Annotated in this window: 32 protein-coding genes; 12 read left to right on the top strand and 20 right to left on the bottom strand. The window is 68.8% G+C overall.

Annotated features, from left to right (window positions below; all coding sequences use genetic code 11):
* The first annotated feature begins 117 nt into the window (after positions 1-117).
* Positions 118-1,257 (top strand): FAD-binding oxidoreductase, encoded by a 1,140-nt coding sequence (locus B4589_RS08275; RefSeq protein WP_079233827.1) that lies wholly within the window; start codon positions 118-120, stop codon positions 1,255-1,257.
* Here the strand turns inward: B4589_RS08275 and B4589_RS08270 are convergent, their stop codons facing one another.
* Both B4589_RS08270 and B4589_RS08265 read right to left on the bottom strand, forming a co-directional pair.
* Complete coding sequence (locus B4589_RS08270) at positions 1,258-1,749, bottom strand: Hsp20/alpha crystallin family protein (protein ID WP_079233826.1); 492 nt, start codon at positions 1,747-1,749, stop codon at positions 1,258-1,260.
* A complete protein-coding gene (locus B4589_RS08265; RefSeq protein WP_176330512.1) occupies positions 1,746-1,904 on the bottom strand; it encodes a hypothetical protein in 159 nt (52 codons plus the stop codon). The genes B4589_RS08270 and B4589_RS08265 overlap by 4 nt, the downstream gene beginning before the upstream one ends.
* 134 nt (positions 1,905-2,038) lie before the next feature.
* On the opposite strand from B4589_RS08265, the gene B4589_RS08260 reads away from it, so the two are divergent.
* A complete protein-coding gene (locus B4589_RS08260) occupies positions 2,039-2,395 on the top strand; it encodes a DCC1-like thiol-disulfide oxidoreductase family protein (protein WP_079233825.1) in 357 nt (118 codons plus the stop codon).
* On the opposite strand, the gene B4589_RS08255 is transcribed toward B4589_RS08260, so the two are convergent.
* Positions 2,390-2,722 (bottom strand): hypothetical protein, encoded by a 333-nt coding sequence (locus B4589_RS08255; protein WP_079233824.1) that lies wholly within the window; start codon positions 2,720-2,722, stop codon positions 2,390-2,392. The genes B4589_RS08260 and B4589_RS08255 overlap by 6 nt on opposite strands.
* Positions 2,723-2,774: 52 nt before the next feature.
* On the opposite strand from B4589_RS08255, the gene B4589_RS08250 reads away from it, so the two are divergent.
* A complete protein-coding gene (locus tag B4589_RS08250; protein ID WP_079233823.1) occupies positions 2,775-3,029 on the top strand; it encodes a hypothetical protein in 255 nt (84 codons plus the stop codon).
* A gap of 488 nt (positions 3,030-3,517) precedes the next feature.
* Here B4589_RS08250 and B4589_RS08245 read toward each other — a convergent pair whose 3' ends face one another.
* The 3 genes from B4589_RS08245 to B4589_RS08235 form a co-directional block, all read right to left on the bottom strand.
* Positions 3,518-4,681: an acyl-CoA dehydrogenase family protein gene (locus B4589_RS08245; RefSeq protein ID WP_079233822.1), complete on the bottom strand. Its 1,164-nt coding sequence runs from the start codon at positions 4,679-4,681 to the stop codon at positions 3,518-3,520.
* Between the two features lie 177 nt (positions 4,682-4,858).
* On the bottom strand, positions 4,859-5,200 hold the full coding sequence (locus tag B4589_RS08240) for a hypothetical protein (protein WP_143414292.1): 342 nt from the start codon (positions 5,198-5,200) through the stop codon (positions 4,859-4,861).
* Positions 5,201-5,602: 402 nt separating this feature from the next.
* Positions 5,603-6,328 carry a type 1 glutamine amidotransferase gene (locus tag B4589_RS08235; RefSeq protein WP_079233820.1) on the bottom strand — a complete coding sequence of 242 codons (726 nt, stop codon included), beginning with the start codon at positions 6,326-6,328 and terminating at the stop codon, positions 5,603-5,605.
* A gap of 82 nt (positions 6,329-6,410) precedes the next feature.
* On the opposite strand from B4589_RS08235, the gene B4589_RS08230 reads away from it, so the two are divergent.
* Complete coding sequence (locus B4589_RS08230; RefSeq protein ID WP_079233819.1) at positions 6,411-6,701, top strand: hypothetical protein; 291 nt, start codon at positions 6,411-6,413, stop codon at positions 6,699-6,701.
* A gap of 6 nt (positions 6,702-6,707) precedes the next feature.
* Here B4589_RS08230 and B4589_RS08225 read toward each other — a convergent pair whose 3' ends face one another.
* Positions 6,708-7,418 (bottom strand): phosphoribosyltransferase, encoded by a 711-nt coding sequence (locus B4589_RS08225; RefSeq protein WP_079233818.1) that lies wholly within the window; start codon positions 7,416-7,418, stop codon positions 6,708-6,710.
* Positions 7,419-7,533: 115 nt separating this feature from the next.
* Between B4589_RS08225 and B4589_RS08220 the strand changes: the two genes are divergently transcribed.
* Entirely contained in the window at positions 7,534-8,355 is an 822-nt protein-coding gene (locus B4589_RS08220; RefSeq protein ID WP_079233817.1) for an amidohydrolase family protein, read from the top strand.
* Positions 8,356-8,395: 40 nt separating this feature from the next.
* Here the strand turns inward: B4589_RS08220 and B4589_RS08215 are convergent, their stop codons facing one another.
* A complete protein-coding gene (locus B4589_RS08215; RefSeq protein ID WP_079233816.1) occupies positions 8,396-9,310 on the bottom strand; it encodes a glycosyltransferase in 915 nt (304 codons plus the stop codon).
* An 86-nt stretch (positions 9,311-9,396) separates the two neighbouring features.
* Between B4589_RS08215 and B4589_RS08210 the strand changes: the two genes are divergently transcribed.
* The 4 genes from B4589_RS08210 to B4589_RS08195 all read left to right on the top strand — a co-directional run bounded on the left by B4589_RS08210 (position 9,397) and on the right by B4589_RS08195 (position 11,277).
* On the top strand, positions 9,397-9,789 hold the full coding sequence (locus B4589_RS08210; protein WP_079233815.1) for a pyridoxamine 5'-phosphate oxidase family protein: 393 nt from the start codon (positions 9,397-9,399) through the stop codon (positions 9,787-9,789).
* Positions 9,790-9,831: 42 nt separating this feature from the next.
* A complete protein-coding gene (locus B4589_RS08205; protein WP_079233814.1) occupies positions 9,832-10,011 on the top strand; it encodes a hypothetical protein in 180 nt (59 codons plus the stop codon).
* A gap of 87 nt (positions 10,012-10,098) precedes the next feature.
* Positions 10,099-10,494, top strand: a complete 396-nt coding sequence (locus B4589_RS08200; RefSeq protein WP_079233813.1) for a hypothetical protein — start codon at positions 10,099-10,101, stop codon at positions 10,492-10,494.
* A 78-nt stretch (positions 10,495-10,572) separates the two neighbouring features.
* Complete coding sequence (locus B4589_RS08195) at positions 10,573-11,277, top strand: class I SAM-dependent methyltransferase (RefSeq protein ID WP_079233812.1); 705 nt, start codon at positions 10,573-10,575, stop codon at positions 11,275-11,277.
* Here the strand turns inward: B4589_RS08195 and B4589_RS08190 are convergent, their stop codons facing one another.
* The 8 genes from B4589_RS08190 to B4589_RS08155 form a co-directional block, all read right to left on the bottom strand.
* On the bottom strand, positions 11,278-11,682 hold the full coding sequence (locus tag B4589_RS08190) for a TRAM domain-containing protein (protein ID WP_079233811.1): 405 nt from the start codon (positions 11,680-11,682) through the stop codon (positions 11,278-11,280).
* 73 nt (positions 11,683-11,755) lie between these two features.
* Positions 11,756-12,421, bottom strand: coding sequence for a YkgJ family cysteine cluster protein (locus B4589_RS08185; protein WP_079233810.1), 666 nt, complete (start codon positions 12,419-12,421; stop codon positions 11,756-11,758).
* Between the two features lie 55 nt (positions 12,422-12,476).
* Complete coding sequence (locus B4589_RS08180) at positions 12,477-13,265, bottom strand: MBL fold metallo-hydrolase (RefSeq protein WP_079233809.1); 789 nt, start codon at positions 13,263-13,265, stop codon at positions 12,477-12,479.
* Between the two features lie 579 nt (positions 13,266-13,844).
* Positions 13,845-15,566: a radical SAM protein gene (locus B4589_RS08175; RefSeq protein ID WP_079233808.1), complete on the bottom strand. Its 1,722-nt coding sequence runs from the start codon at positions 15,564-15,566 to the stop codon at positions 13,845-13,847.
* A gap of 73 nt (positions 15,567-15,639) precedes the next feature.
* Positions 15,640-17,802, bottom strand: a complete 2,163-nt coding sequence (locus tag B4589_RS08170; RefSeq protein WP_079233807.1) for a (Fe-S)-binding protein — start codon at positions 17,800-17,802, stop codon at positions 15,640-15,642.
* 330 nt (positions 17,803-18,132) lie between these two features.
* A complete protein-coding gene (locus B4589_RS08165) occupies positions 18,133-18,837 on the bottom strand; it encodes an energy-coupling factor transporter transmembrane protein EcfT (RefSeq protein WP_079233806.1) in 705 nt (234 codons plus the stop codon).
* The gene (locus B4589_RS08160; RefSeq protein ID WP_079233805.1) at positions 18,837-19,559 is read right to left on the bottom strand and encodes an energy-coupling factor ABC transporter ATP-binding protein; all 723 of its coding nucleotides are present in this window, start codon (positions 19,557-19,559) and stop codon (positions 18,837-18,839) included. Before B4589_RS08160 ends, B4589_RS08165 begins: the two co-directional genes overlap by 1 nt.
* 1 nt (position 19,560) lies before the next feature.
* The gene (locus B4589_RS08155; RefSeq protein WP_079233804.1) at positions 19,561-20,145 is read right to left on the bottom strand and encodes a biotin transporter BioY; all 585 of its coding nucleotides are present in this window, start codon (positions 20,143-20,145) and stop codon (positions 19,561-19,563) included.
* 101 nt (positions 20,146-20,246) lie between these two features.
* On the opposite strand from B4589_RS08155, the gene B4589_RS08150 reads away from it, so the two are divergent.
* The gene (locus B4589_RS08150) at positions 20,247-20,852 is read left to right on the top strand and encodes a conditioned medium-induced protein 4 (RefSeq protein WP_079233803.1); all 606 of its coding nucleotides are present in this window, start codon (positions 20,247-20,249) and stop codon (positions 20,850-20,852) included.
* Between the two features lie 229 nt (positions 20,853-21,081).
* Here the strand turns inward: B4589_RS08150 and B4589_RS08145 are convergent, their stop codons facing one another.
* A complete protein-coding gene (locus tag B4589_RS08145) occupies positions 21,082-21,294 on the bottom strand; it encodes a hypothetical protein (RefSeq protein ID WP_079233802.1) in 213 nt (70 codons plus the stop codon).
* 153 nt (positions 21,295-21,447) lie between these two features.
* On the opposite strand from B4589_RS08145, the gene B4589_RS08140 reads away from it, so the two are divergent.
* Positions 21,448-22,131 (top strand): hypothetical protein, encoded by a 684-nt coding sequence (locus B4589_RS08140; protein WP_394353837.1) that lies wholly within the window; start codon positions 21,448-21,450, stop codon positions 22,129-22,131.
* Between the two features lie 7 nt (positions 22,132-22,138).
* Here the strand turns inward: B4589_RS08140 and B4589_RS08135 are convergent, their stop codons facing one another.
* Genes B4589_RS08135 through B4589_RS08125 form a run of 3 tightly spaced genes read right to left on the bottom strand, consistent with a single transcriptional unit; the run spans position 22,139 to position 23,541 of the window.
* The gene (locus B4589_RS08135; protein ID WP_079233800.1) at positions 22,139-22,723 is read right to left on the bottom strand and encodes an L-threonylcarbamoyladenylate synthase; all 585 of its coding nucleotides are present in this window, start codon (positions 22,721-22,723) and stop codon (positions 22,139-22,141) included.
* Between the two features lie 51 nt (positions 22,724-22,774).
* On the bottom strand, positions 22,775-23,281 hold the full coding sequence (locus tag B4589_RS08130) for a redoxin domain-containing protein (RefSeq protein ID WP_079233799.1): 507 nt from the start codon (positions 23,279-23,281) through the stop codon (positions 22,775-22,777).
* Positions 23,281-23,541 carry a glutathione S-transferase N-terminal domain-containing protein gene (locus tag B4589_RS08125; RefSeq protein WP_079233798.1) on the bottom strand — a complete coding sequence of 87 codons (261 nt, stop codon included), beginning with the start codon at positions 23,539-23,541 and terminating at the stop codon, positions 23,281-23,283. Before B4589_RS08125 ends, B4589_RS08130 begins: the two co-directional genes overlap by 1 nt.
* A 132-nt stretch (positions 23,542-23,673) precedes the next feature.
* Here B4589_RS08125 and B4589_RS08120 point away from each other — a divergent pair, with 132 nt between their 5' ends.
* Complete coding sequence (locus B4589_RS08120; protein WP_079233797.1) at positions 23,674-25,080, top strand: hemolysin family protein; 1,407 nt, start codon at positions 23,674-23,676, stop codon at positions 25,078-25,080.
* Positions 25,081-25,336 lie beyond the last annotated feature (256 nt).

The following is a 25,336-nucleotide window of genomic DNA, read 5'->3' as shown; positions in this document are numbered from 1 at the left end:
CAGCGCCGCAGAAACCGATAGCGGCTAAGTGACCCCGGACACACGGGCGGGTATGGACCGACGCACCCGTACCGACCCAACTGCCGGCGAGCGACGCTCCCGAGCCGGGGTGACACGATGCGCGTAGCCGTCGTCGGCGGCGGCGCCGTCGGCGTCACCGTCGCCCACGACCTCGCACAGGGCGGCGCCGACGTGCGCCTCTACGAGCGTGACGAGGAGCTGGGCGACGACTACACCCACCCCCGCGAGCGAGTGGAGGGCAGTTCCCACCGCGCTGCGGGGGTGCTCGCGCCCCGGCCCACCGACGCCGTCGGCGCCGAGATCGCCGAGCGGGCGATGGACCGCTTCGAGTGGCTGGCCGACCGCGACCACCGGTTCGACGTCGAACCGACGCCGCAGGTCACGCTCGTCGGCGCCGACGCCGAGTTGAAACAGTCCGCGCTCCGCGAGGCGGTCGACGCCGCCCGCGACCACGGCGTCGACGTGGCGTGTCACGACCCCGACTCGATCCGTGACCGCTTCCCCGAACTCGACCTCTCGGAGGTCGGGCTCGCGGCCGTGACCGAGCGCGCGGCGTACGCGACGCCCGGCCCGGGCGCGTACGTCTCGGCCATGGCCGACCGCGCCCGCGACGCCGGCGTCGACTGCTGGACGGGCGTCGAGGCGGGCGTCTCCCACCGCGGCGACGGCCCTCGAGTCGACCGCGAGCGGTTCGACGCCGTCGTCGTCGCCGGCGGCGGCTGGACCAAACGCGTACTCGCGCCGACGGGGATCCGGCTCCCACTGAAACCGTACCGCGTACAGGCGCTGGTTTCCGGCGCCGACTACGCGGGGCCGATGGTCCACGACGCCGACGCCGGCGTCTACTTCCGCCCGCACCCGGAGGGGCTGCTGGCGGGCGATGGGACGGTGCCCGAGGAGGTCGACCCCGACGACTGGGACCCCCGTGGCGACGACTGGTTCGTCGACGACACGCTCGCCGCCATCGAGAACCGGACCGGGTTCGACGAGGGCTCGACCGCGGCGTGGGCCGGGATCGCGACGGCGACGCCGGACGGCGAACCGCTGCTGGGCGAGGTGGAGCCAGGCCTCTACGTCGCGACCGGCTGGCACGGCCACGGGTTCCTCCGGGCGCCGGCGACGGGCGAGGTGCTGGCCGAGCAGGTCCTCGGGGAGCGCGACGCCGTCGCGGCGTACGACCCCGGCCGGTTCGATGGGGTGCCCGAGTTCGCCGTCGAAGAAGGGATGTCGTTGTAGCTACTCCTCGTCCGCGTCGGGGTCGTCCGGCTCGGCCTCCTCACTCCCGTCCGCGTCAGCGTCGCTCTCGGCCTCGTCGTCCTCGCCCTCGTCGAGCGGGACGTCCGTCGAGTCGGTCCGCTTGGGGATGCGGACTTCGAGCGTGCCGTTCTCCGCGAGCGTCGCGTCGGCGGCCTCGACGTCGACGCTCGCGTCCGGCGGGAGCTGTGCCCGGCCCGAGAGCGCCAGCCCGCGGCCGGGGAACCGCGTCTCGAACCCCTCGTGGAACTCCCGGAAGCGGTCGGCCCGCACCTGCACCTCGCCGTCGACGAACCGCACCTGCACGTCCGATGGTTCGACGCCCGGCGCGTCGAACACGACGAGGTAGGCGTCCTCGCTTTCGAGTAAGTCGTACGGCAGCGGTTTGCGTTCCTGCACGCGACTCACGCCACGGCCGGCGCGCTCGAGCAGCGAGCGGACCGCCGAGCCGCCGATCTCGCCGAGTCTGGTCATAGTTCGATCTCTTCGAGACAGTCGGTCCCACCACACAGCGGACAGGAGAGGTCCTCCACGGAGTGGTCGTCGGCGATGTCGTACGTGTAGTGGTTCTCGAACATGTCCAGCTCACAGTCGTCGCTCGTGCATTTGACCTCCTTCGTGGCGGGCATCGTGACCGATCGTTGGGGCGCCGCAGGCATAAACGGGGTGGGCAGCGGCCACCGGAAAGAGGGGTGGGCAGCGGCCGTCGCACGCCCGACCGTCCGCCCGCAAGGCCGAAACCGCTGCCCCCCGAAGTGGATCCATGGCCAAGCCGCGGCTGGTGTACGACGACGACTGCGGGTTCTGTACGTGGTGTGCGGCCGTCGGCGAACGGTTCGGCGACGTGGACGCCGTCGGCTTCGCGGAGCTCTCGCCCGACCAGACGGCCCGGCTCCCCGAGGACTGGCGCGACGCGACCCACCTGCTCACCGACGACGCCGTCTACTCCGGCGGGGCGGCGGTACAGGGCGTACTGGTCAGGATGAGCACCGTCTTCGCGGCAGCGTTCTGGCTGCTCGAGAAAGTCCCGGGGTACGACCGGCTGCGGGAACGGCTCTACCGTTGGGGCGCCGACCGCCGCGACTGGTGGGGGAAGATCGTCAGCAGAGCTTCGCTATAGCTCGTCGCGCACTTCCGCCAGCACGCTCCGGCAGGTCGCGCGGTCCCGCAGCGGCGCGCCCGCGAGGTACTCCGAGAGCAGCTCCCGCACGAGCAACAGCCCCTCCCGGTCGAGCCGGAGCGGCTCGTCGTCCTCCAGCGCGTCGAGCAGTTCGACGGCGTCGTCGCCGTCGGCCTCGTCGAGCGGCGCGGGCGCCGTCTCGGCCTCGGCGTCCGTCGTCTCCTCGGCGCGCCGATCGAGGTAGTCGAGGAGGGCAGCGTGCAGCACCCACTGTTCCTCGTCGCCGAGATCGAGGCGGGCACCGTCGTCGTGTCTCGGGTCGACCATCGGCCTTGTCGACTCTCCGCGATCCATACGGGTATAGTTACGCATCGTTTCGGTGACTCTTTTCGTTCCACAGCGACGCGAGTCGCTCGCGTGTCGAGGCCGCGAGGCGGCGCCCGCGCCGCGCGACCGCGTGGGGAGCGTCCTGATCCCCGCGCTGGAGGTGGAGCGACCGGAGGTAGGAGAGATCGTTGCGGAGGAGCAGCGCCTCGCGATCGTCGCGGAGCAGTTCGAGGGCGATTACTACGACGAAAACCCTGACTGGGACGCTGATCTCCCGGACCTCGACACCGACGAGGACGAGCAGTGACGCATCCTCGTGGCACCGTGGTCGGTTCGTTTGGATGACTACTATCCCGTCGACAGTATCCGGATTGGTAACCACCGCGACAGCGAACAGCATCTCGACCGTTGACCACTTGTGACCGTAGTGTGCCGAGCACGAGGCTCGGCACAGCGCCGATTCCCCACCCCTCCCCCCGCGAGCGCCACGTTGGCGCTCGCGAGGCGTCCACCGCCACCGCACCGCGGTCGCGGTCGGCGCGCGACGTGAGCGCGTCTCTGCGCGAACGAGCGCGCGAGGGACGAGCGACTGAGCGAAGCGAAGGAGGGAGTCGGCTGGGGAGGTTCGAGGGCTGTGCGGGGCGGTGCGGTCGCAAGTGGTCATGCTCACTCCGCGGTGTCGTTCGCAGTTGTCGTCCCCGCATCGTTTTCCTCGACACCTGAGCGGTCGACTGAGCCCACTCGAACGCCGCAATCCCCGTCGCTGCCGGTGGTCCCCGCAGCGCTCGTAACGACCTACTCGAACGCCGCGATCCCCGTCAGATCCTGCCCCAGGATCAGCGTGTGGATGTCGTGAGTCCCCTCGTAGGTGTACACCGTCTCCATGTTCGCCATGTGGCGCATCGGCGAGTGGTCGGCGACGATCCCGTTGCCGCCGAGCATCTCCCGCGCGACCGGCGCCTGCTCGCGGGCCATCCGGACGTTGTTGCGCTTGGCCATCGAGACGTGCTGGGGGCGCAGATCGCCGCGCTCCTTCAGATCCGCGAGGCGGTAGGCCAGCAGCTGCGCGGTGGTGATCTGGGTCGCCATCTCCGCGAGTTTCTGCTGCTGGAGCTGGAAGCGCGCGATCGGGCCGCCGAACTGCTCGCGGTCGGTGGCGTACTCCCGGGCGGTCTCGAAGCAGTCCCGCGCGGCGCCGACGGCGCCCCACGCGATGCCGTAGCGCGCCTGCGTGAGACAGGAGAGCGGCCCCTTCATCCCCTCGACGTCGGGCAGCACGGCGTCCTCGGGGACGCGGACGTCCTGCAGGCCGATCTCGCCGGTGATCGACGCGCGCAGCGAGAGCTTCTCGTCGATCTTGTTCGTCGAAACGCCGTCCAGATCCGTCTCGACGAGGAACCCCCGGACGGGGTCGCCGTCGGCGGAGCGATCCTTCGCCCAGACGACCGCCACGTCGGCGATCGGGGAGTTGGTGATCCACGTCTTCGAACCGTTGAGCACGTACTCGCCGCCGTCTTTCACCGCGTGGGTCTCCATCGCGCTGGGGTTCGAGCCGTGTTCCGGCTCCGTGAGGCCGAAACAGCCCACCGCCTCGCCGGCGCCGAGGTCGGGCAGCCAGCGCTCCTTCTGTGCCTCGCTGCCGAACGCGTGGATGGGGTACATCACGAGCGCGCCCTGGACGGAGGCCATCGAGCGCAGGCCGGAGTCACACGCCTCCAGTTCCTGCATCAGCAGGCCGTAGGCGGTCTCGGAGACGTTGGGCGAGCCGTACCCCTCGAGGTTGGGCGCGTAGAAGCCGAGCTCGCCCATCTCCTCGATCAGGTCCGTGGGGAACGTGCCGTCGAGCCAGTGCTGGCCGATATCCTCCCGGACCTCCTCCTCGACGAAGCGGCGCGCGGTGTCACGGATCAGCCGCTCCTCCTCGTCGAGGTCGCCCTCCAGTCCGACGTAGTCGAGCATAGTCGTATTGGGGCCAGTTCACACAAAAGGTGTTCGTAATTCCGGTATCCGCCTCAGACGGCAGGCAAAGTTCTTTTACCGATATAGCCTGTAGCTATGCATACAGCAGGTGGCACCGGAGGCGATGATCCCTCTCTGAAGGGGTATGAGGCTCCGGCGGCTACCTGGTTCTCGGTTCTATCTGGCAAACCTGAGATCGTGGAGTACGCCGGCTGCGGTCCCACAGTCCCCCTCAGTGTAGTTTCGCCGCCACGAGTACGCGGCTAGATCGGCGATCTGAATACCCGGGATACTCCGACTGTCTCGGGTTTCGAGGTTAAGCTCAGTGTCCTGTACTGATTCACGAACGTAGTCGCTCGCAGGCTGCTTCCACGTTGTCGAGTCGAGCAGCACACTGATCGTGTCGATCGACTCGTCTATGTGTACTTGTTCTGGATGGACGAGCGGTTTGAGAACGGCGTCAAGTGCGAACGACTGCACGACTCTCGGCAAGTCGAGATCGTCGACGTAGTCTGCCACTGTCTCGCTGACTGTTTCCGGGGGTGAACGCAACCAGACTAAACCCGACCGGGATGTTCATCGACCACGGCAGGCGTGATCGTTCGATCGAACTGTCGTCGTAGACGACCTCCCGCAAGTAGCTGATTCCGGTGTTCAGAGCATCGATGTTCGCTTTCGACCCTTTAAGCTCGTTCACGCCGTTGCCGTCCTCGAACATCGCTTGGATCAGCTTGTCCTTCGTTCGGTCCAGCGTATCGGTTGGCCGTCGCTCCGAGACGAACCAACAGCCAGCCACGCTGTAGCACGATCCACGACCCTGCTGGCCGCTCTCGTCGATACAGACGTACAGCGTGGTCACGTACTGTGAGGGTTCTGCCTCCCCTATCAGTACTTCGAACTGCGGAACGAAACAACGACTGCTCAGTCGTCGCTCGTCGTCGGTTCGGTTTCCGCTTCCGCAACGCCATCCGCGTACTGCGTGAAGTTCTCGAACAGCCGCTTCGCCTCGCAGGCCGCCTCGTAGTTCGCGGGGGTGATCTCCTCGAGCACGCTGTCGACGCGCTCGTCCCCGATCTGGTCGCGCTTCCCCTCGGTCACCTCCCGGGCGGTCGCGGCGTCGTACTCGGGGTGGAACTGCACGCCCCACGCGTGGCCCGCACGGAACGCGTGGACGCCGTACTCGTTCTCCGCGAGCAGTTCGGCCTCGGCCGGCAGGTCGACGACGGCGTCGCCGTGGGTGGTGAAGACGGTGAACGACTCGTCCAGCCCGTCGAGCAGTTCGTCGTCGTCGGCCTCGGGTCGGCGCCGGACCTCGTTGTAGCCGATCTCGAAGCTGTCCATGCCGGCGACGCGGCCGCCCAGCGCCTCCGCGAGCACCTGGTGGCCGTAACAGACGCCGAGGATCGGCACGCCGCGCTCGTGGGCCTCGGCGACCCAGTCGACCAGCGGCGGGATCCACGGCTCGTCCCAGTACACTGAGGCCCGCGACCCCGTGACGACGACGCCGTCGAACGCGTGGTCGGCGGGGAGCTGTCCCTCGGTCACGTCGAACTCGGCGATGTCCGCGGGCAGCTCCCGCCGGAAGTTCCGGCGGGTGTTCTCACCCTCGTGGGCGGCGTTCAGCAGCGCGAAGCGGAGTCGGCTCATACGTGCCGATGGGTCGCGCGGCGAAAAGACGCTTTCCCCACTCGGACAACTGTTAACTCCCCTCCGAAGCAAACGCCGCGGTATGGCAACGACTGTGCGGATCGGCGAGTACGTCGCGGGGGTCGGCGCGGTCGGCGTCGCGCTGTTCGTCCTGGGGATCGGGATCGTCCACGTCGCGGCGGGGGTCGTACAGGCGCCGCTCGCGGTGCTTGCGGGCTGTAGCCTGCTCGCAGCCGGCGTGCTCGCGCCCGCCCGTGCCCGGCGGGCGGCGACGGCACGGACCAGTCGGACGGTCGGCGCCCGGGTACCGCTCGCGCTAGCCGCCGTGGGGATCGTCCTGTTCGGGCTGTTCTTCGGCGTCAGCGCGCTCTGAGCCGGCTCAGGCGTCGCCCTCCGCCGACACGAGCCGCCACGCCTCGCCCTCGCGTTCGAGGTAGCCGCGGTGGACCATCTCCTCGAGCACCTCCTCCAGCCGGTCGGGCTGGGCGATCTCCATCTCGATCCGGTCGATCCCGTGGTGCTCCACGAGCAGGCTGCGGATCTCCTCCTCGTCGAACGCCTCGTCGCCGTCCTCCTGGGCCATCGCGCCCGAGATCAGGTCGACCATGTCCTCGATGAAGTTCCACGGGTACACCATCCACGTCCACTCCGAGAGGTACTCGCCGACGTAGTCGGGTTCGAACTCCGAGGTGCCCAGCAGCTGCAGCGTCGCGGTCCGCACCGTCCCGGGGTTGCGGTCACGGACGTACTCGTCGGCACGCTCGATCGAGCCGCCGGTGTCGGCGATGTCGTCGATGATCAGCACGTCCTTCCCCTCGACGCTCCCCTCCGGCATCGGGTAGCGCACCTCCGCGCTGCCGGACTTCTGGGCGGTGCCGACGTAGTGTTCCATCTTCAGGCTCGCCAGGTCGTCGAGGCCGAGGAAGTCACAGATGCACCGGCCCGCGAACCACCCCCCACGGGCCAGCGCGACGACGACGTCCGGTTCGAACTCGTCGTCGCGTACTTCCTCCGCGACGTCGCGGCAGAGCCCGTAGATGTACTCCCAGTCGGTGATCGTACAGTCGAAATCCTCGGGGAGGTCGCTCATCGGTGGCTACATCGGACGGCCGGCAGTTAAGGGTTCAGAAGCCCGAACGCCCCGGGACGCCACCCCCCCGTCCCGACCCGTCCCTTTTTGCGTTACCGAGGGAACAGTTCAACGGATGCTGGAGTTGGAACACGGTTTCCGGGTCGTCGACGTGCACACTCGGCTCGACCCGGACGAAGAGGCCGTCGCGGTCCGCGGCCGGCAGGTCTCCCCCGAACGGCTGGAACGGGAGATGCACCAGGCCGGCGTCGAACGTGCGGCGGCCTCGCCCGGTCGAACGCCCGCCGGCGAGGGGTACCTCCGGGCGAACAACGCGGTGGCGCGGCTGAGCGTCGACCGCCCGCTGCTGGCGTTCGCCCGCCTCGGCGGCCCCCGACGCGTCGACCGTGTCGTCGGCCCGCTGGTCAACGCCGTGGCGCGGCCGAAATCCCACCACACCACCGCAGGCGACGTGGAGCAGTACGCCTACGACGACCGCTACCACGGGTTCACGCTCGACCCCGCCCACGACGGCCTGCCGACGGAGGCGGTCGTCGACGAGCTCGCCGCCGTCGGCGACCCGGTGCTCGTTCACGCGGGCGAGGACTGCCCGCCACGTGCCGTCGCCGACACGCTGCTCGACCGCGGCTTCCCGGTCGTGCTCACCTCCTTCGGCGGCTACCCGCTGAACGAGGAGCTGATGCGCTCGGCGCTCGCGCTGTTGGAGACGTACGACCACCTCTACCTCGACACCGCGTACGTCCCCGACCGGGACATCCTGGAGCGGGGGCTGCTCGAACACCCCGACCGGATCCTCTTCGGCAGCGGCGCGCCGTCGGTCCACCCCAACGTCGGCGTCATGGAGATCCTCACCCTCGACGTCTCGGAGGACGCGATGCGCCGCGCGTTCACGAAAAACCCGGCGCGGGTGGTGCCGGGGCTGCTGCCGGACCTCTGAGCCCTACCTGCGGAGTCCGGCGGCTGCCGGTCGCCGCCTCCTACCGTCGATCGTACGTCGCCACCGCCCGCTCCGTCTCGATGGAGAGCCCGTAGGGGTTGCGCGTGTCGCTCCGGTCGCTTGCCCGCGCGACCAGCCCGTCGGCGCCCCCGCGGGCGATCCCGGCGATCACGTCCCGGCCGTTACCGAACCACGCCGAGGGGCTGGCCTCGCCGCCGAGGACGGCCCGTGCGGCCGCGGCGGCGTCGCCGAACGCGTGCGAGAGCGTGCGCCGTGCGACTGTCGGCCGCGGCCCGTAGTTCTTCGCCAGCCGGTAGCTGAGCGATCGGTACTTCCAGCGCCGGTTCTGTTCGTCCGGGCCGTGTGGTCCCGGGCCACCGCTCCCGTCGTCGTCCCCCCGCGTCGCGGCCATCCCGTCGCGCCACGCCACCTCGCCCCCCGCGCCGGCGATGCGGTGGGCGGCGTCGCGGGCGCCGCCGGTGCGCAGGTACTCGTCGAACCCGTCCAGCGTCTCCCGCAGCGTGGCCGCGCGGAACGCGACGTTGTCGCCGTCGAAGTAGGTCACGTCCCGGCCGGCGATCCGGCGGCGTTCGGGCGCGTCGTCGCCCTCGTCGCCGCGTCTCACCGGCCCGGTGACCGCGCCCGCGGCCGCGAGGCCGTCCCGGACCGCGTCGATCCAGCCCTCGGTGATCCGCAGGTCGAACCCCAGCAGCGCGATGGCGTCGCCGCTGGCGGCGACGACGCCGGCGTTTCGGGCGACGTTGATACAGCGGTCGGCCACCTCGACCAGCACGTCCACGTCGGCCCGCTCCCGCACCATCCCGGTGGTGCCGTCGGCGGAGGGGCCGTTGACGACGACCACCTCCGCGTCGGGTGCGCGTGCGGCCAGCGAGTCGAGGCTGGCCGTGAGGCGGTCCCGACCGTTGAGCGTCGGAACCACGACCGAGAGATCCATACCCCTTCTTCACCCGGCCGAACCTTAAAACGTGGTCGGCTGCGACCGGGCGAACGCTTACGTCGCCCCCGCGCCATCCCCCGAACGTGATACCTGACTCCCACGTCGACATCTTCGAGTCCGAGTCGTTCGCCCACTTCTCGACGGTCGGCCCCGACGGGTTCCCCCACGTCACGCCGGTCTGGGTCGACCACGAGGACCAGGAGTACGTGCTGGTCAACACCGCCCGCGGCCGCCGGAAGGAGAAGAACGTCCGCCACAACCCCAAGGTCGGGCTCTCGGTCTGTGACCCCGAGGACCCCTACCGCTACGTCGCGGTCCGTGGCGAGGCCGAACTCACCGAGGAGGGGGCCAAAGAACATATCGACGAACTCGCGCGGCGCTACTTCGACGTCGATGAGTACCCACACCACGGCGAGGAGTCCGGCCCGCGCGTGCTGATCAAGATCCCCACGGACCGGATCACGACCAGCGGGTAGGCTCCCGGTAGCTTCTTTCCGATCGGACGGTCAACGTCGGGTATGGTCTCCCGCGAGAACACGATTATCGCCGTCTGTATCGCGCTCGCGATCGCCCTCCTGTACGGGCTGAACGCGGTCACGACGCTTGCACAGTGGCAGTCTGCGGCGGTCGTCCTCGGCGTCGGCGTTCTGATCCCGACGCTGGTGAACGAGTACCTCGACGGGCAGAACGACGCTTGACGGGCGCTGGGCGGTGGCGTCGAGTCCACGCCGCGAACGGACCGCTCCGCCGAAACGTTGTTACTGTGACGGGTCGTCGGTCGACACGTGTCCCCCTCCACCGACACTAACTGGCGGTACGGCGTCTACCTCTTCCCTCTCCCCCTGCTCCTCGGCCTCGTCGCCGTCGGGGGGATGTGGGCGTTCGTCGCCCTGACCTCGTCCGGATCGTTCTCCGAGGCGGACGCGCTGGCCGGGATCGCCGCCTTCCTGCTGACCGTCGCCGGCTCGTGGCTCGCGATCCTCTTCGGGGGTCTCGTCGCCGTCTCGACGTTCATGGACGCCCGGGCGCTCGCCGACCGTGGCTGGTGGTCGCCGAACCGGTACGCCGTCGGCGCGGTCGGCCTCCTCCATCTCGTCGCGACGCAGGTCCTCCCGTTGAGCCTGCTCTCCACGCCGCTACTGGGCTACTACTGCTACCGGCGCCACCAGCGTGTTCCGTAGCCCAGCCGCTCGGCGGGACGGCGCCAGCAGTCCGCCAAGCAGTACGGTTTTAGTGCTCGGCCTGCGACTCCCGGTAGCGTGAAGGGAAAGGAGTGGTACCAGGCCGACGACGTCGCCGAGGAGTACGACGCGAAGCGGTTCTCCCGCGGCGGCCGCCTGATCGACCGCCGTGAGAAGCAGGCGGTGCTCGACGCGGTCGGCCCCGTCGAGGATCGGAGCGTACTGGAGATCGCCTGCGGCACCGGCCGCTTTACGGTGATGCTGGCCGAGCGCGGCGCGGACATCGTCGGACTGGACATCTCGGATGCGATGCTGGCCCAGGGCCGCGCGAAGGCCCACCAGGCCGGCGTCGCCGACCACGTGGAGTTCATGCGCGGCGACGCCGCACGGCTCCCCTTCCCCGACGACCACTTCGACGCGGTGGTCGCGATGCGATTTTTCCACCTCGCGCCCACCCCCCGGAAGTTCATGGCGGAGATGGCTCGCGTCTCGAAGGAACAGGTGTTTTTCGACACGTTCAACGATTTCAGCACGCGCGTGCTGTACAACCGACTGCTCCCGATGGGGTCGCATCTCTACGGCCGGGACGAGGTTCACGACCTGCTCCACTCCGCTGATCTCGAGCTCGCCGACGCCGAGCACGACTTCGTGCTCCCCTACGGCTTCTATCGGAAGATCCCCGACGCGATGGCGGGGCAGTTCCGCAAGCTCGACACCGCGATCGGCGGCTCCTCGCTGGGTGAGAAGCTCTGCTCGGTCTCCTGGTGGAACGCGGAAGTGTAGCTACTCCTCGATGATCTCGCCGACCGCGAAGTTCGACTTCACCTCGGTCACCTCGATCTTCACTCGCTCGCCCACGTCGGCGCCCGGGACGATGATCACGTAGCCCCGCTCGACACGGGCGATCCCGTCGCCCTGCTTGCCGATATCCTCGACCTCGACGTAGCGCACCTCCCCCTTCTCGACGGGTGGCTGGGGCTCGCCCTCGCCCGTCGCGGCGTTGGTCGATGTCGTCGCCGTCGTGTCGCCGTCGGCGGCGTCGCCGTCGATCAGGGCGACGCGGTAGGTGTCGCCCGCGGAGAGGGAGCCACGCTCGACCTCGCGTTTGGGCACTTCGACGACGTACCGATCGCCTTCCTCGCGCACCGTCGCGCTGAACAGACAGAGTAGTTCGTCGGAGATTTCCATAGCTGAGACTCGGCTACGACCAGTCGTCCCTGCGTAATATGTGTACCGCTATCACGGTCCCGACGGCCGACGGTCAGTCGCCGCCGTCGATCGGCGTTCCGTCGGGCTGTTTCGCCCCTTCGGAGTCGTGGACGACGATCTCCCCGTCGGCACCGACGGGTTCGTACTGCTCCCGGAGCGAGATGGCCTCTTCGAGCTCCCGGATGGCCCGCTCCTTGAGCGATTCAGCGAGCTCCTCGGCGTGCTCCCGCGAGATATCCCGGCCCAGCCCCTCGCACTCGTGGGCACGGACGATCCCCTCAGAGTCGACGGGGTCGCCGGCCGGCTCGGCGGTGCCGTCGAGCGCGACGCTGAAGGGGTACGTCTCACAGATCAGCGGCCGGTCCGGGTGGACCGTGCAGGCGCCCAGCCCGTCTTCCTCCTCGTAGAACACACAGTCGCCGCAGGCGTCGGTCTGGAGCGCCCACTCGAACGTCTCGCCCTCGCCGTCGTCGAGCCCGTACGGCATCGGTCGGGCGACGTCGCGCCACTCCCGGTCCTCGTCGCCGGCTTCCTGGAGGGTCCGGACCTCGTCGGGGAACACCGTCGCCGTGTGGGGTTCGGTGTCGCCGTCCTCGGTCTCCTCACGTGTACAACAGGCGCCACAGCGCGTGCACTCGAAGCCGATCGACTCGATGGCGTCGGCGAGTTCGGCGGTGTCGAGCTCGCGGGCGCGTTCGAGCTCGTCGGTCAGGGACACGGACGAACTCGGGGAGCGGACGGGAAAACGTCGTCGCCGCGCAGTCGGGAACCCGTCACGCGGGCGCGACCCGTCCCGTCTCGGGCTCCCACGTCACCCGGCCCTCCACGGCCAGCTTCTCGACGTGGGCCTGCACGGTCGCCCGGGCGAGGTCGCGGACGCCGGAGACGTCCTTCTCGTAGGCGGCGTCGACGACCGAATCGAGGTCGGTCGCACCATTCTGAACTGCCGCCAGGACGGACTGCTCGCGGTCGAGGCGGTGGCGGATCAGCCGTTCGAGGGTCTCTCGCGGGGTCGGCTCGTCGTCGATGACGGGCCCGTGCCCGGGCAGCAGTCGGTCGGGATCGCGGGCCCACAGCCGGCGGAGCGACGTGAGGTACGCCCGCATGTCGCCCTCCGGCGCGCCGACGACGACGCTGCCCTCCGCGACCGCGAGGTCGCCAGGGAGGACGGTCCCGTCGCCGAGGTCGAACGCGACGTGATCGACGGCGTGGCCGGGGGTGTCGAGTACTTTTGTCGGGCCGGTGCCGGTTCGAATCACCGACCCCTCCGAGATCTCTCGGTCGGGATCGACGCCGGTCGCGTCCCGGAAGCGGTCGGGGCGGCGGGCGAGCACCTCGGCGCCGGTTTCGGCGGCGTAGTCGGCGACGGCGCCGACGTGGTCGGGGTGGGTGTGGGTGACGGCGATGGTGTCGATCTCGTGTTCGGTGACGAGGGCGTCGAGTTCGTCGGTTCGGCCGGCGGGGTCGACGAGGAGCGCGGGTGAATCGCCGACGACGTAGGCGTTGGTCGCCCCCGTCGGCGCGCGGGTCTCGACGGGGACGGAAACGCGTTCGACGTGCATGGGTCGGGGTTTCGGTGGTGGGCGTAAATGTTCCTCGGGCTCGGGCGATTAGGTGGTGTGGTTGGTTGGGTGACGAGCGGGGGTTCGGTTGTCAGGTTCTGGGACCGCAACCGCGACAGCACCAGCATCTCGAAGCATGACCACTTGTGACCGCGAAGTGCCGGGCACGAGGCCCGGCACAGCCCGGAGTCCCCACCCCTCCCCCCGCGCTCGCCGACCGCTGGCGAGCGCGAGGCGTCCACCGCTACCACACTGCGACAGCTGTGGCGCGCGACGTGAGCGCGTCCCTGCGCGAACGAGCGCGCGAGGTCCTCGCGAGCAACGCGAGCGAGGGCACGAGAGAGCTTGCTCTCTCGGAGGACGACTGACCGAGTGAAACGAGGGAGGGAGTCGGCTGGGGAGGTCTGTGGGCTGTGCGGGGCGGTGCGGTCGCAAGTGGTCTACGAACGAGATGCTGTTGCTGTCGCCGTTGCGGTTGCCAACGATTGAGATGCTGTTGCCGCCACCGTTGCAGTTGCCAACGATCGAACTCCCGTCGCCGTCGCCGACGTCACCACCAGAAAGCAAGAATCCCCGAACTCAGTCCGCGCGTCCACCGACATCGGGCGTCCGCGTCAAGTCGATATCCACGTCCCCCGCCGTCGCGAACGGCGAGAGATCCACGTCCGCCACCGCATCCACCTCCGAAACCGAGTCGTACGGCCGCGAGACGACGATATCCCCCGCGCGACTGTCGTTCACACCGGGGATCGCCGCGAGCTCGTCCATCGACGCCGCGTTCACGTCCAGCGGGTACGGCACGCCCGTCACCGATCGATACCCGTGGTCGACGATCGCGACGTCGATCGCGCGGTCGAGTTCGCGCTCGCCCGGGATGCCCACGAGCAGCGGGTACGTCCCGAGTTGGCGGCCGAACGTCGTCCCGTTCTCGTGGTACTCCAGATACACGTTCGGCAGCACCGTCCCCGGCGGCACCACGCGCTGGAGCATCGGGTTGTCCACCTGCTCGCGCACCTCGCGTTTGTACTCCTGGAACTGCTCCTTGTGCTCCTCGGCGATCTCCGCGCCCGTCTCGCTCATCTCCGTGCCGGCAAAGGCCATCACCTGCCGGATGTTGATCCGGCGGAGCATCAACCCCTCGTCGTACACCTGCCGCAAAAAGCGACGGTTGTGGTCGTACGTCTCCGGGCGCTCGCCCTCGAGGCCGTGGACGAGGTTGATCCCCGGCAGGAGCTTCGGCAGGCGGTTCTCGTCCGGGCGCCACCCCCCAGCCTCGTTCACCACGCGAACGGCCTCCAGACACTCGTCGGCCGTCACGAGGAGGTTGTTCTGCTCCTGCACGACGGGGTCGGCGCTCTCGAGGCCGAACGCGGCCGTGTCCCCGGGCGTGTTGTGCTCGGCGATGATCTCGATCGCCTCCTTCGACGCCTCGGGGTAGTCCGTGATCGTCACGGGGTTCATGTTGTCGAGGTGGAGCGTCTGGAGATCGGGCGCCACCTCGCGGATTCCGCCGTAGAGTTCCCGGAGGGCGTCCGGGTTGGGTGCCTCGCCGTCGCCGCCGAACGCGAGGATGTCGGCCTGCCGGCCGAGGCGGAAGTGTTCGACGCCGTGGTTCGAGAGTCGGTCCACCTCGTCGACGACCGATGCCGGCGTCCGGAACGCGGGGTCGCCGTACAGCGGTTCCGTACAGAACGAGCAGCGGTACGCACAGCCCCGCGAGGTCTCCATCTCCGCGATCAGGTACTCCGGGTGGTTGGGGTGCTGTTCGACGACGAAGGCGCCTTTGGCGGCCCAACGGTCGAGCTCGTCGTTGTCGCGCATCCGGTCGTTGAACCCCTCCAGCCCGGAGTCCACGAAGTCGTACGCCGCGGCCTCGATGTCGCCTTTCGCGACGAACTCGTAGTCGAGGTCCTTGCGCTCCATCTCCTGGGCGCCGGCGTTCTCCTCGCCGACGCCGAAGCGGACGGGCCCGCCGAGCAGCGTGGTTCCGTCGGCGGTCCAGGCGAGCTCCTTCACCTCGTCGGGCTCGGCGGGCGTGCCGCCGACGTAGGAGCCGGGGACGGTCATCCCGCCGACGTAGATGAACAGGTCGGCGGTCGACACGTCGCCCCACTTCATCCGATCCTCGCGGAGCTCGTCGATCGTGTGGTAGGTGACGTTCTCGGCGGGGACGCCGGCGTCGACGAGCGCGCCCGCGGTGAACCGGGGGTAGGTGGAGATGTAGGGGGGCACCCCGAAGTGGGCCGGCTCGTCGACGTAGCCGTCGACGATGGTGACGGAGAGCGAACCGGGGTCGGTCATGGACGGGTTTGTCGGTGGAGGGGTAAAACGCGTGTGGTGCGGGGCGTGAGGCGGTCTCGTTCGGGAACGCGACTCAGTCCGCGCTCGCCGGTGCTGACCCGTCGTCGGCGCCGACCGACGCCAGCGCGCCCTGCTCGTCCAGCGCCTCCTCCAGCAGTTCGGCCACGTCGACGATCTCGAGGTCGTCCTCGAACCCGCCGGTCTTGCGGCCGTCCTCGAACATCGTCGTACACATCGGGCAGGCGACGACGAACTTCTCGATCGCGTCGCCCGCGGCGGTGTCCTCGATCCCCTCGCGCAGGCGCTCCTCGCTGGGTTTGGGCTCGTCGTCGAACTCCATCCAGAGCCCGCCGCCGCCGCCGCCACAGCAGAACGAGTCGTCGTGGCTGCGGGGCATCTCGTGGAGCTCACAGCCCGTCGCCTCGATCAGCGAGCGCGGCGCCTCGTACTCGCCGTTGTACCGGCCGAGGTGGCAGGGGTCGTGGTAGGTGACGGTGTAGTCGAGGTCGGCACCCGAGAGGTCCAGGCGGCCGGCGTCCACCAGATCAGAGACCACTTGCGTCCAGTGGAACACGCCGATCTCGCCGTCGGCGTTCCACTCCTCGTCGTAGTCGAACGGCATCACGGGGTCGTCGGCGAACTCCGCGTAGTCGATCTCGGGGTACTCGTTTTTGATCGTGTTGAACGAGTGGGGGTCCGTACAGACGATGTGTTCGAACTCACACTCCTCGAAGGACTCGACGTGGTGGCCCGCGAGTTCGAGGTAGAGGAACTCCTCGCCGACCCGGCGGATGTCGTTGCCGTCGTGTTTCTCGTCGTCGAACAGGATGCCGTAGCTCACGTCCGCGGCCTCGAACACCCGGGCCAGCGCGCGGGCGACTTTCTTGTTCCGGTCGTCGAAGCTCGGGTAGTCGCCGACGTACCAGAGGTACTCCACCTCCTCCTCGCGGGCGTCGGTGACGTCGAACTCGAGTTCGTCCGACCAGTCGCCGCGCTTGCGGTTGGGGTTGCCGAACGTGTTCCCCTTCTGCATCACGTCCTGGAAGACGTCTTGGAGTTCGGGGCTGACCTCCCCGGAGTCGACCAGTTCGCGGTTCATCCGCGTGAACGAGGTGAGGTGCTCGATGTCGACCGGACAGGCGTCCATACACGCCATACAGGAGAGACAGGACTCCATCGTCTCCGCGTCGATGACGGACTCGCCGCCGTCGGCGATGATGTCGACCTCCTCGCCGCCGGCGTCGACCTCCTCGCGGTAGCTCTTCAGGTCGAGGATCACGTCACGCGGGTCGAGGTTCCGCCCGGCGGCGTTTGCCGGACAGACCGACGAACAGCGCCCACATTTCGTGCAGGCGTCCTGATCCAGCGTCTCGCTCCAGGTGAAGGAGTCGATGGACTCGGCGCCGGTGTCGGCGTCGAGGTCCGCGGGAACCGAGGGGAGGCGAGCGCCCGCCTTGTCGTCGCTGACGACGACGTTCGCGAAACTCGAGATCATGTGGAACGGCTTGGCGTACGGGACAAAGGCGACGAAGCCGAAGGCGAGCAGCGAGTGGGACCACCAGCCCCACCAGTAGAGCGCCTGCGCGCCGCCGGCGTCGATGCCGACCGCCTCGATCACCATCGCGACGAAGTAGCCGACGAAACTGACCGTCTCGAACTCCGGGAACCCCGTCGCGCGGATGCGCAGCCCCTCGAGCACGTAGCCGCCGACACCCAGTGCAAAGAGGGTCCAGACGAACGCGTCGTCCTCAAGGTTCGTGTGCTTGCCCCAGAGGCGGCCGTCACGCCGGGCGTAGCGCTTGTAGATGGCCATCCCGACGCCGACGACGAACAGCAGCCCCATCGCGTCCATCACCAGCGAGTACGCGAGGTAGAAGTCGCCCTTGAAGAAGGAGGAGCCGGTGACGACGCGGTACACGTCGATGTCGAACCCGAGGATCGTCGTCCCGATCAGCAGCGTCAGGAACCCCCACATGATGAACGCGTGCATCACGCCGGCGTAGGTGTCCCGGTCGAACTGCTGCCGGTTCGAGAGCACGGTCGCCGCCGCGTCGACGACACGCTGTGGCAGATCATCGAGCCGCGGGAACGGGTCCTCCTTCGCCCGCGTGTAGCGCCGGAACCGCTCGTAGACGCCGACGGCGAACACCAGGATCGCCGCCGCCGCGAGGAAGTAGAAGGCCGCCTTCCCCGTCGGCGAAATCGTCCAGAACGTCTCGCGCGTCTGTGCGATCATACCCTGTACCCTGCGACGCCGTCGGCAAAACGGTGCCGACTGACGGCGCCCGCTCGTGACCGTGGCTCGGTCGGTGGCAACTGCAACGACGACGGCAACAGCAGTTCGACCGTTCGCAACCGCAACGGCGACGGCAACAGCAACTCGTTCGTAGACCACTTGCGACCGCACCGCCCCGCACAGCCCTCAGGCCTCCCCAACCGATTCGCTCACGTCCGTTCGCTCATCCCTCGCACCTGCTCGTCCACGGAGGGACTCGCGCTTCGCGCCGACAGCAGCCGCGGTGGTACTGTCGCCGTCCGCGATCCGCTACCCATCCAGTCCTCGCAACTAACCGAACACGGACACGACCAACCCGACCGCCACCACCAGCCCCACCGCGTCTACTCGACCGAACGCGATCCGCGGCAGCGTCGCGTTCCACGAGAAACACCGCGCCGAGAGCGCCATCGCCAGCCGATCGGCTCGCGCGAACGCCCGGTTGAGCCCCGCTGCACCGACGGTCCGGAGCCGCTCCCGTGTCGGTCGCTCGTCGCCCAGCCGCGCCCGCTCGGCGTCCCGGATCGCCGACACGTCCCGGCGGAGCAGCGGGAGGAACCGGAACACCAGTCCGACGCCCGCGCCCAGCAGTCGCCCCGGCTTCCCCGGGATCGCCCACTGCACCGCCGCGCGGGACTCGCGGGCCGACGTCGTCCGAACGTACCCGGCTGCGAAGGCGACGATCAGCAGCGTCCGGTAGCTCGCGAGCAGGGGGTCGACCGCGGCCGCGGTGTCGATCCACGGCGGGCCGAGGTTCACCAACTCGAACAGCACCGCCGCGGCGAGCAGCGGGAAGAGGAAGCGGTACCCCCACAGCACCGAGACGGGGGAGAGCCGCGCGCTCGCGAGCGCCAGCCCGGTCACGCCGGTCAGCGCCGCCAGCCCCCACGGGTCGGTGTGGGCGAACGCAGCGACGGCGAAGGTGAGCTGGAGCGCCAGCTTCGTCCGGGGGTCGAGGCGGTGAGCGAGCGAGTCGCCGGGTTCGTAGCGGAGCATCAGTCGGCCGTGCCCGTGACCGTCTCGGGCACGCGAACGCCGTACTCGGGAAGCGCGTCCACAGCGGCCGCCGGGTCGTCGTCGACGACCACGTCGCCATCGGTGAGACAGACCACGCGCTCGGCGTCGGCGAGCAGGTCCCGGAGGTCGTGGGTGACCACGATCAGCCCCGTGCCGGCGGCGTGGAGATCCCGGAGGTGATCGAGTAGCCGGTCGCATGCGGGTGAATCGAGCCCGGTGAACGGCTCGTCCAGCACGAGGTAGCTGGGCTCCATCGCCAGCGCGCCCGCGACCGCGAGGCGCTCGCGTTCGCCGCCCGAGAGCGTCTCGATCCGGTCGTCTTTGCGGCCGTCGAGACCGACCGCGGCGAGCGCTTCCTCAGCCCGGCGGTCGATCTCCGTGTGGTCGAGGCCGAGGTTCTCCGGGCCGAAGCGCACGTCGCCGCCGACGGTCGCGGCGACGAACTGGTCGCGTGGCTCCTGGAACGCCATCCCGACCGTCGTGCGGGCGGCGACGGGGTCCTCGGTCGTCTCGGTCCCGTCGACGAGCACGCGGCCCGCATCCGGTTCGAGCAGCCCGTTCAGGTGGCGGACGAGCGTCGACTTCCCCGAGCCGTTGGCGCCACAGAGCACGAGGAACTGCCCGTCCGGGATCGTGAGCGAGACGGAGTCGAGCGCGCGGGCGTCGCCGTACTCGTGGGTCAGGCCGTCGAGTTCGAGCACGTCAGGTCGCCTGCACCTCGTCGGAGCGGACGATCCCGACCGCGGCGGCCATCTTCACCAGTTCGGCGGGGACGAACGCGACGCCCGCGGCGAAGACGGCGGCGACGAAGCTGGTGTCGAGGTAGTACCAGTAGACGGGGACACCGAACCCGTAGATCACCACGGTGCCGACGGCCATCGCGCCCGCCAGCCGCGGCAGCGAGACGGTTTGGGGATCGACGAGGCCGTCGACGCCGTGGACGATCACGCCGATCAGCGCGGCCGCGAACGGGTAGGAGAGCAGGTAGCCGCCGGTCGGACCGAATAGCTCCCCGAGTCCGGCGCTGGCGCCGGAGAACACGGGCGCGCCGAGCACCCCGGCCAGCACGTACAGTACCATCGCGAACCCGCCCCACGCGGGGCCGAGATAGATCCCCGCGAGGAACACGCCCAGCACCTGCGCGGTGACCGGGACGCTCGGGCTCAGTGGGTTGGGGAACGAGACGAACGCGAACGCGCCCATCAGCGCCGCCAGCAGGGCCGCGCGGACGAGGTTGACGACGACGTCGTCGCCGACGAGGTCGACGGAGTCGGTTGCTGTTGACACGGCCGACGGTTCTCGTAAACCGATGTTAACGCTACGGTTTACGGACGGGCTCCCGTGCGCTACCAAACCCTTATTCGCCCGTAGCACGTCTGTTCGGCACTATGGACGAACAAACCGAGGAGCTCCGGGACCTGTTCGTCGAGACCACGGGTGCCGAGGAGGTGACCGAGGACCAGGCGGAGGACCGGGGCGACCTCGCCGACACGGTCCCGGCCGAGGAGGCCGAGGCGCGGGTCCGGGAGCTGATCGAGCGGATGCACGAGCGCTACGAGTTCCGCTCGACGCTCGACGACGACGCGCTCGTCCGGGTGGTGACGCGCTTTTTCGCCGACGAGAGCGACGCCGAGATCGCCGAGGCGCTGGCGGTCGACGAGGGGACGGTGTTCGACGCGCGGATGGATCTCCATCTGACCCGGGAGACGGACCGCGACGCCCCGTTCGCGATGGACGAGCTCCGGGAGCTGATCGTCGCCGACGTGCCGCTCGAGGAGCGCGTCGACCGGCTGGACGCGGACGCGGAGACGGTCGACCACTACTCACAGGTGATCGAGGCCGACCTGCGCTCGACCCGCGCGAACGGCCGCTTCGCCGACGAGTTCGCCGAACTGCTGACCGACGCGGATCTCCGTGACAGCCACGCCGCCGACGCCCGCGAGTCCGGGCTGGAGGAGGCCGCCGAGGACATCGAGACAAACACCCAGCTGTAGCCAGTTTTCAAGCGGCGATCTCGGGGCAGCGGTTGTCGGCGGCGTGACTCGCGCGTCGGATCTCCGCCTCGGGAAACGAGACTCGGCTGACACCGTCGCCCCAGCGGTCGATAATGCGAAGCCCCCCTCGGAGGTGGTCCGGTCGTAGACGGGCACTTCCGACGCCACTCGGCAGGGGGGAGTTGTCCCCTGCGACCCGTTCGGCTGGGGCAGCGAGAGTTCGCTCCCCTCAAACGACTCGCCGGAGCGTTTTCACCACGCTCTCGCCGGCCAGCCCGTTGTAGAGGCCGAGCAAACCGACGATCACGAACACGATACCGGCCGCCAGCTGTAGCTGGCTGGTGGCTCCGAACGCCACGTAGCCGCCCGCGGCGGTGAAAAGCACCGCGGCGACGAGGGTCGCGGCACGGCTCCTGCGAAGACGTGAAACCGTGTCCATCATAGGCCGTGTTTCGTGAGAGCGACTCATTTGCATTTCGGCACGATGATAGGACCCCTCGAGACTCCTCCGCGTTCACGCGGAGAAAGATCACAATTTGACATTACTGATTACCACCAACAAAATATTAAGTTGGATAATGGGACCACCGTGCCCGTGTCCCTCGTCGCCGCCAGCGACCTCGCCCGCGCCGCGTACTGCCCCCGCCAGCTCTACTACGCCCGCCAGTCGGACGACCGCGGGCCGCCGGACGAGGTCGAAGCACGCCGCGATCTCGCCTTCCGCTACCCCGAACTCCGGGGCGCGAACGACGCGGCGCTCGAGAGCCGCCCGATCGCGGTCGAACCCGCAGAGTACCGCGGGAACCTCGACGCGCTCGCGGCCGACGACCTGTGGGACCGTCTCGTCGACCCTACCGAGCGCGACGCGCTCCTGACGGGGAAGGACTGCCGCGGCGTCGCCCACAAACTGCTCGCCGGCGACGACGGCGCTGACGATCCAACACCGCCGACTCCTGTGTTCGTCTCCGGTGGCGTTCCGCCGCCGGAGGGCGTCTGGGAACCCCAGTCGGTCCGCGCGGTCGCGCTGGCGAAGGCGCTCGCGTGGGAGCGCGGCCGCGAGGTCCCGCGTGGGCTCGTGGAGTACCCCGCCGTCGGTGTCGTGCGGCCGGTCCGGCTCACCACCCGGAAGAAGGCACGCTATCGCGAACTGCTCTGGACCGTCGAGACGCTCGACGGGCCGCCGCCGCGGCTCGACGACGACACGAAATGTGAGCCCTGTGAGTACCGCGAGGCCTGCGGGGTGAGAACGCGGTCGCTCAAGTCGCTACTCGGGCTCTGACGCGGAATCAGTGCTCGGCCAGCCACTGCTCGACCTCGTCGGCCCGCCGGCCGCGGCGGTGGATCTCGTCGTTCCCGGGGTCGACGACCGTGCTCTCGCCGCCCGGGAGCTCCCCGCCGTCGACGACCGCGCCGACGCCCTCGCGGATCGCGTCGTCGAGGTCGTCGGGGTGGGTAGCGTTGGGTTCGCCGCTGCGGTTCGCGCTGGTGGCGGTGATCGGCGCGAACTCGGAGAGCAGTTCGAGCGCGAGCTCGTGGTCCGGGATGCGGATCCCGACCCGCTCCTTCCCGGCGGTGAGCACGTCCGGGACGTGGCCCTGGCGTTCGAGCACGACCGTGACGGGACCGGGGAGGAACGCCCGCATGAACTGCTCCTCGCGCTCGGTCGCGGTGACGTGTTCGAGCGCCTCCTCGACGTCGGGCACCGCCATCGAGAGCGGGTCGTCCCGCGAGCGGCCCTTGAGATCGTACACGCGCTCGACGGCGTCGGCGGCGATGGCGTCGGCGCCGAGCCCGTAGACGGTGTCGGTCGGGTACACCACCAGCTCGCCCATCGCGAGCATGCTGGTGGCCTGAACGAGGTCGTCGCGCATAGCTGGAGTCGGGGAGCGGCGAGGAAAAAGGCGACCGGTCGACGCCGTCGGTTACAGCTCCTCGATCGCGGCCTCGATCTCGTCGTACTCGGGGAAGTCGGGCCACTCGCTGGCGACCCACGCGTACTCGACGGTGCGGTCCTCGTCGAGCAGGAAGACGGCGGGCCGGTGCTCGGTGACGCCGGCCATCCCGTCGAGATCGTGTTCGATGCCGTACTGCGCGGCGACGCCGGCGCCGGGGTCCGAGAACAGCCGTGCGTCCGCGCCGCGTTCGGCGAGCAGGGATCTGTGCTCGTAGGGGGTGGAGATCGACAGTCCCACCACGTCGACCGCGTCGGCCCACTCGCGGTCGTCGATCTCGTTCCAGACGTACGTCGACGGGAACGCGCCGTCCATCGGATGAGCGACGAGTAGGACTGGCCCGTCCTCGGTCAGCGAGGAGAGCGAGCGGTCCTCCCAGTACTCCTCGTTCACCAGCGGTCGGGTGAAGTCGGGGGCGGTGTCACCTTCCTCGACGTGGTCGGTCCCGGGCAGGTCGACGACGTCGAAGTCGGGCATCAGGCCTCACCCCCGTAGGTCTTCTCGAGGTACTCGACGATGTTGCCCGATTCGGACATCGTGAGCCCCGTGTTCTCGTCGACGATGGCGGGCACCGAGCGCTTCCCGCTGAGCCGCTTGACCACGTTCCGGTCGGAGTGCATCGGCTCGACGAACCGGGAGCGGTAGTCGAGGCCGTACTCGTCCAGCGTCCGCACCACCCGCTCGCAGTACGGGCAGGCCTGGAGCCGGTAGAGCGTGATCGGTGGGTCCTCGGACATACCTGCTCGTTGGCGCGCCCGGCGCCTAAAGTCGTCGGCGACGGCACGGGTCGGGACGCGCCCGGCCGAAACTAACGTATATCGACCGGGAGGGGAACGCTTAATCCGGATGGCCGATTATCCCGACGGGAAATGGGCTTGCTTCCCACGGTCATCCCCGCTCTTAGCAGGGGCGTTCTGCAGCTACCGGCACTCGGACAGCTGTCCATCGAGGTCAAGACGGTGTTCGGTGTCACGATGATCGCCGTCCTCATCGGGTTCTCCGCCTTCTTCTCCTCGTCGGAGATCGCGATGTTCGGGCTCGAGAGCCACCGGGTCGACTCGCTCGTCGAGGAGGGCGTTCCCGGCGCGAACATGGTTCAGAGCCTCCTCGACGACCCCCACCGGCTGCTGGTGACGATCCTCGTCGGGAACAACATCGCCAACGTCGCGATGTCCTCGATCGCGACGTGGCTGTTCAGCTTCTACCTCGCGGACGGGCAGGCCGTGCTGGCGGCGACGTTCGGTATCACGACGGTCGTGCTGCTGTTCGGCGAGAGCGCGCCGAAATCCTACGCCGTCGAGAACACCGAGTCGTGGTCGCTGCGCATCGCCCGGCCGCTGAAGTGGGCCGAGCGCGGGCTGCTCCCGCTGATCGTCGTGTTCGACTACCTCACGCAGGTGATCAACCGCATCACCGGCGGCGGCTCGGCGATCGAGGAGTCCTACGTCACCCGTGACGAGATCCAGAACATGATCCAGACCGGGGAGCGCGAGGGCGTCATCGACGAGGAGGAACGGGAGATGCTCCAGCGCATCTTCCGGTTCAACCGGACCATCGCCAAGGAGGTGATGACCCCGCGGCTGGACATGACCGCGGTCCCGAAGGACGCCACCGTCGAGGAGGCGATCGAGGAGTGTGTCCAGTCCGACCACGAGCGCATCCCCGTCTACGAGGGGAACCTCGACAACATCATCGGGATCGTCAACGTTCGGGATCTGGTGCGGGCAGCCCACTACGGCGAGGGCGAGCCCCAGCTCGAGGATGTCGTCCGGCCGACCCTCCACGTCCCCGAGTCGAAGAACGTCGACGAACTGCTCCAGGAGATCCAGGACAACCGCCTCCAGATGGTGATCGTGATCGACGAGTTCGGCACCACGGAGGGGCTGATCACGCTGGAGGACATGGTCGAGGAGATCGTCGGCGACATCCTGGAGGGCGACGAGGAGGAGGCGATCGAGTTCCTCGACGACGACACCGCCCTCATCCGCGGCGAGGTCAACATCGACGAAGTGAACGAGGCGTTGGGCCTCGAACTCCCGGAGGGCGAGGAGTTCGAGACGCTCGCGGGGTTCATCTTCAACCGCGCCGGCCGCCTGGTCGAGGAGGACGAGACGATCGAGTACGACGGCGTCCGCATCCGCGTCGAAGAGGTCGAAACGACCCGGATCAAGCGCGCCCGGGTGACGGTGACCGAGGAGTACTACCAGGACGACGACTCCGACGAGGTCGACGAGGAGATCGCCGAGACGGACGTCGACGCCGCCGACACGGAGTAGTCGGCGACGCTTGGGGTTGTGGGTGTTCCGCCGAAACTCGAGAGAAACCGGGACGTACTCTCGCCTCAGTTCGTTCGTCCCGCCGACAGGTGGTTCTCCGCCGTACAAGCCGTTGGTCAGGGTTTCTTCGCGCAAAGGGTTCCGAAGAATTACGGCTGAATATAGAGGGTTGGCGTAGCGGTTAGTACAGTGAACCGAATCAAAACAATTTTGATTCTAAGATAAAGGGGTGAAAATGTGAACTTTCACCCAGTCC

Source organism: Halolamina sp. CBA1230 (assembly GCF_002025255.2).
GTDB lineage: Archaea > Halobacteriota > Halobacteria > Halobacteriales > Haloferacaceae > Halolamina.
This window is presented reverse-complemented; position numbering and strand designations above follow the sequence as displayed.

Excerpts from the sequence above, each read along its gene's own strand:
- B4589_RS08275 (WP_079233827.1), top strand. The coding sequence starts at position 118 with ATGCGCGTAGCCGTCGTCGGCGGCGGCGCCGTCGGCGTCACCGTCGCC.
- B4589_RS08270 (WP_079233826.1), bottom strand. The coding sequence starts at position 1,749 with ATGACCAGACTCGGCGAGATCGGCGGCTCGGCGGTCCGCTCGCTGCTC.
- B4589_RS08265 (WP_176330512.1), bottom strand. The coding sequence starts at position 1,904 with ATGCCCGCCACGAAGGAGGTCAAATGCACGAGCGACGACTGTGAGCTG.
- B4589_RS08260 (WP_079233825.1), top strand. The coding sequence starts at position 2,039 with ATGGCCAAGCCGCGGCTGGTGTACGACGACGACTGCGGGTTCTGTACG.
- B4589_RS08255 (WP_079233824.1), bottom strand. The coding sequence starts at position 2,722 with ATGGTCGACCCGAGACACGACGACGGTGCCCGCCTCGATCTCGGCGAC.
- B4589_RS08245 (WP_079233822.1), bottom strand. The coding sequence starts at position 4,681 with ATGCTCGACTACGTCGGACTGGAGGGCGACCTCGACGAGGAGGAGCGG.
- B4589_RS08235 (WP_079233820.1), bottom strand. The coding sequence starts at position 6,328 with ATGAGCCGACTCCGCTTCGCGCTGCTGAACGCCGCCCACGAGGGTGAG.
- B4589_RS08230 (WP_079233819.1), top strand. The coding sequence starts at position 6,411 with ATGGCAACGACTGTGCGGATCGGCGAGTACGTCGCGGGGGTCGGCGCG.
- B4589_RS08225 (WP_079233818.1), bottom strand. The coding sequence starts at position 7,418 with ATGAGCGACCTCCCCGAGGATTTCGACTGTACGATCACCGACTGGGAG.
- B4589_RS08220 (WP_079233817.1), top strand. The coding sequence starts at position 7,534 with ATGCTGGAGTTGGAACACGGTTTCCGGGTCGTCGACGTGCACACTCGG.
- B4589_RS08215 (WP_079233816.1), bottom strand. The coding sequence starts at position 9,310 with ATGGATCTCTCGGTCGTGGTTCCGACGCTCAACGGTCGGGACCGCCTC.
- B4589_RS08205 (WP_079233814.1), top strand. The coding sequence starts at position 9,832 with ATGGTCTCCCGCGAGAACACGATTATCGCCGTCTGTATCGCGCTCGCG.
- B4589_RS08190 (WP_079233811.1), bottom strand. The coding sequence starts at position 11,682 with ATGGAAATCTCCGACGAACTACTCTGTCTGTTCAGCGCGACGGTGCGC.
- B4589_RS08180 (WP_079233809.1), bottom strand. The coding sequence starts at position 13,265 with ATGCACGTCGAACGCGTTTCCGTCCCCGTCGAGACCCGCGCGCCGACG.
- B4589_RS08175 (WP_079233808.1), bottom strand. The coding sequence starts at position 15,566 with ATGACCGACCCCGGTTCGCTCTCCGTCACCATCGTCGACGGCTACGTC.
- B4589_RS08170 (WP_079233807.1), bottom strand. The coding sequence starts at position 17,802 with ATGATCGCACAGACGCGCGAGACGTTCTGGACGATTTCGCCGACGGGG.
- B4589_RS08165 (WP_079233806.1), bottom strand. The coding sequence starts at position 18,837 with ATGCTCCGCTACGAACCCGGCGACTCGCTCGCTCACCGCCTCGACCCC.
- B4589_RS08150 (WP_079233803.1), top strand. The coding sequence starts at position 20,247 with ATGGACGAACAAACCGAGGAGCTCCGGGACCTGTTCGTCGAGACCACG.
- B4589_RS08145 (WP_079233802.1), bottom strand. The coding sequence starts at position 21,294 with ATGATGGACACGGTTTCACGTCTTCGCAGGAGCCGTGCCGCGACCCTC.
- B4589_RS08135 (WP_079233800.1), bottom strand. The coding sequence starts at position 22,723 with ATGCGCGACGACCTCGTTCAGGCCACCAGCATGCTCGCGATGGGCGAG.
- B4589_RS08130 (WP_079233799.1), bottom strand. The coding sequence starts at position 23,281 with ATGCCCGACTTCGACGTCGTCGACCTGCCCGGGACCGACCACGTCGAG.
- B4589_RS08125 (WP_079233798.1), bottom strand. The coding sequence starts at position 23,541 with ATGTCCGAGGACCCACCGATCACGCTCTACCGGCTCCAGGCCTGCCCG.
- B4589_RS08120 (WP_079233797.1), top strand. The coding sequence starts at position 23,674 with ATGGGCTTGCTTCCCACGGTCATCCCCGCTCTTAGCAGGGGCGTTCTG.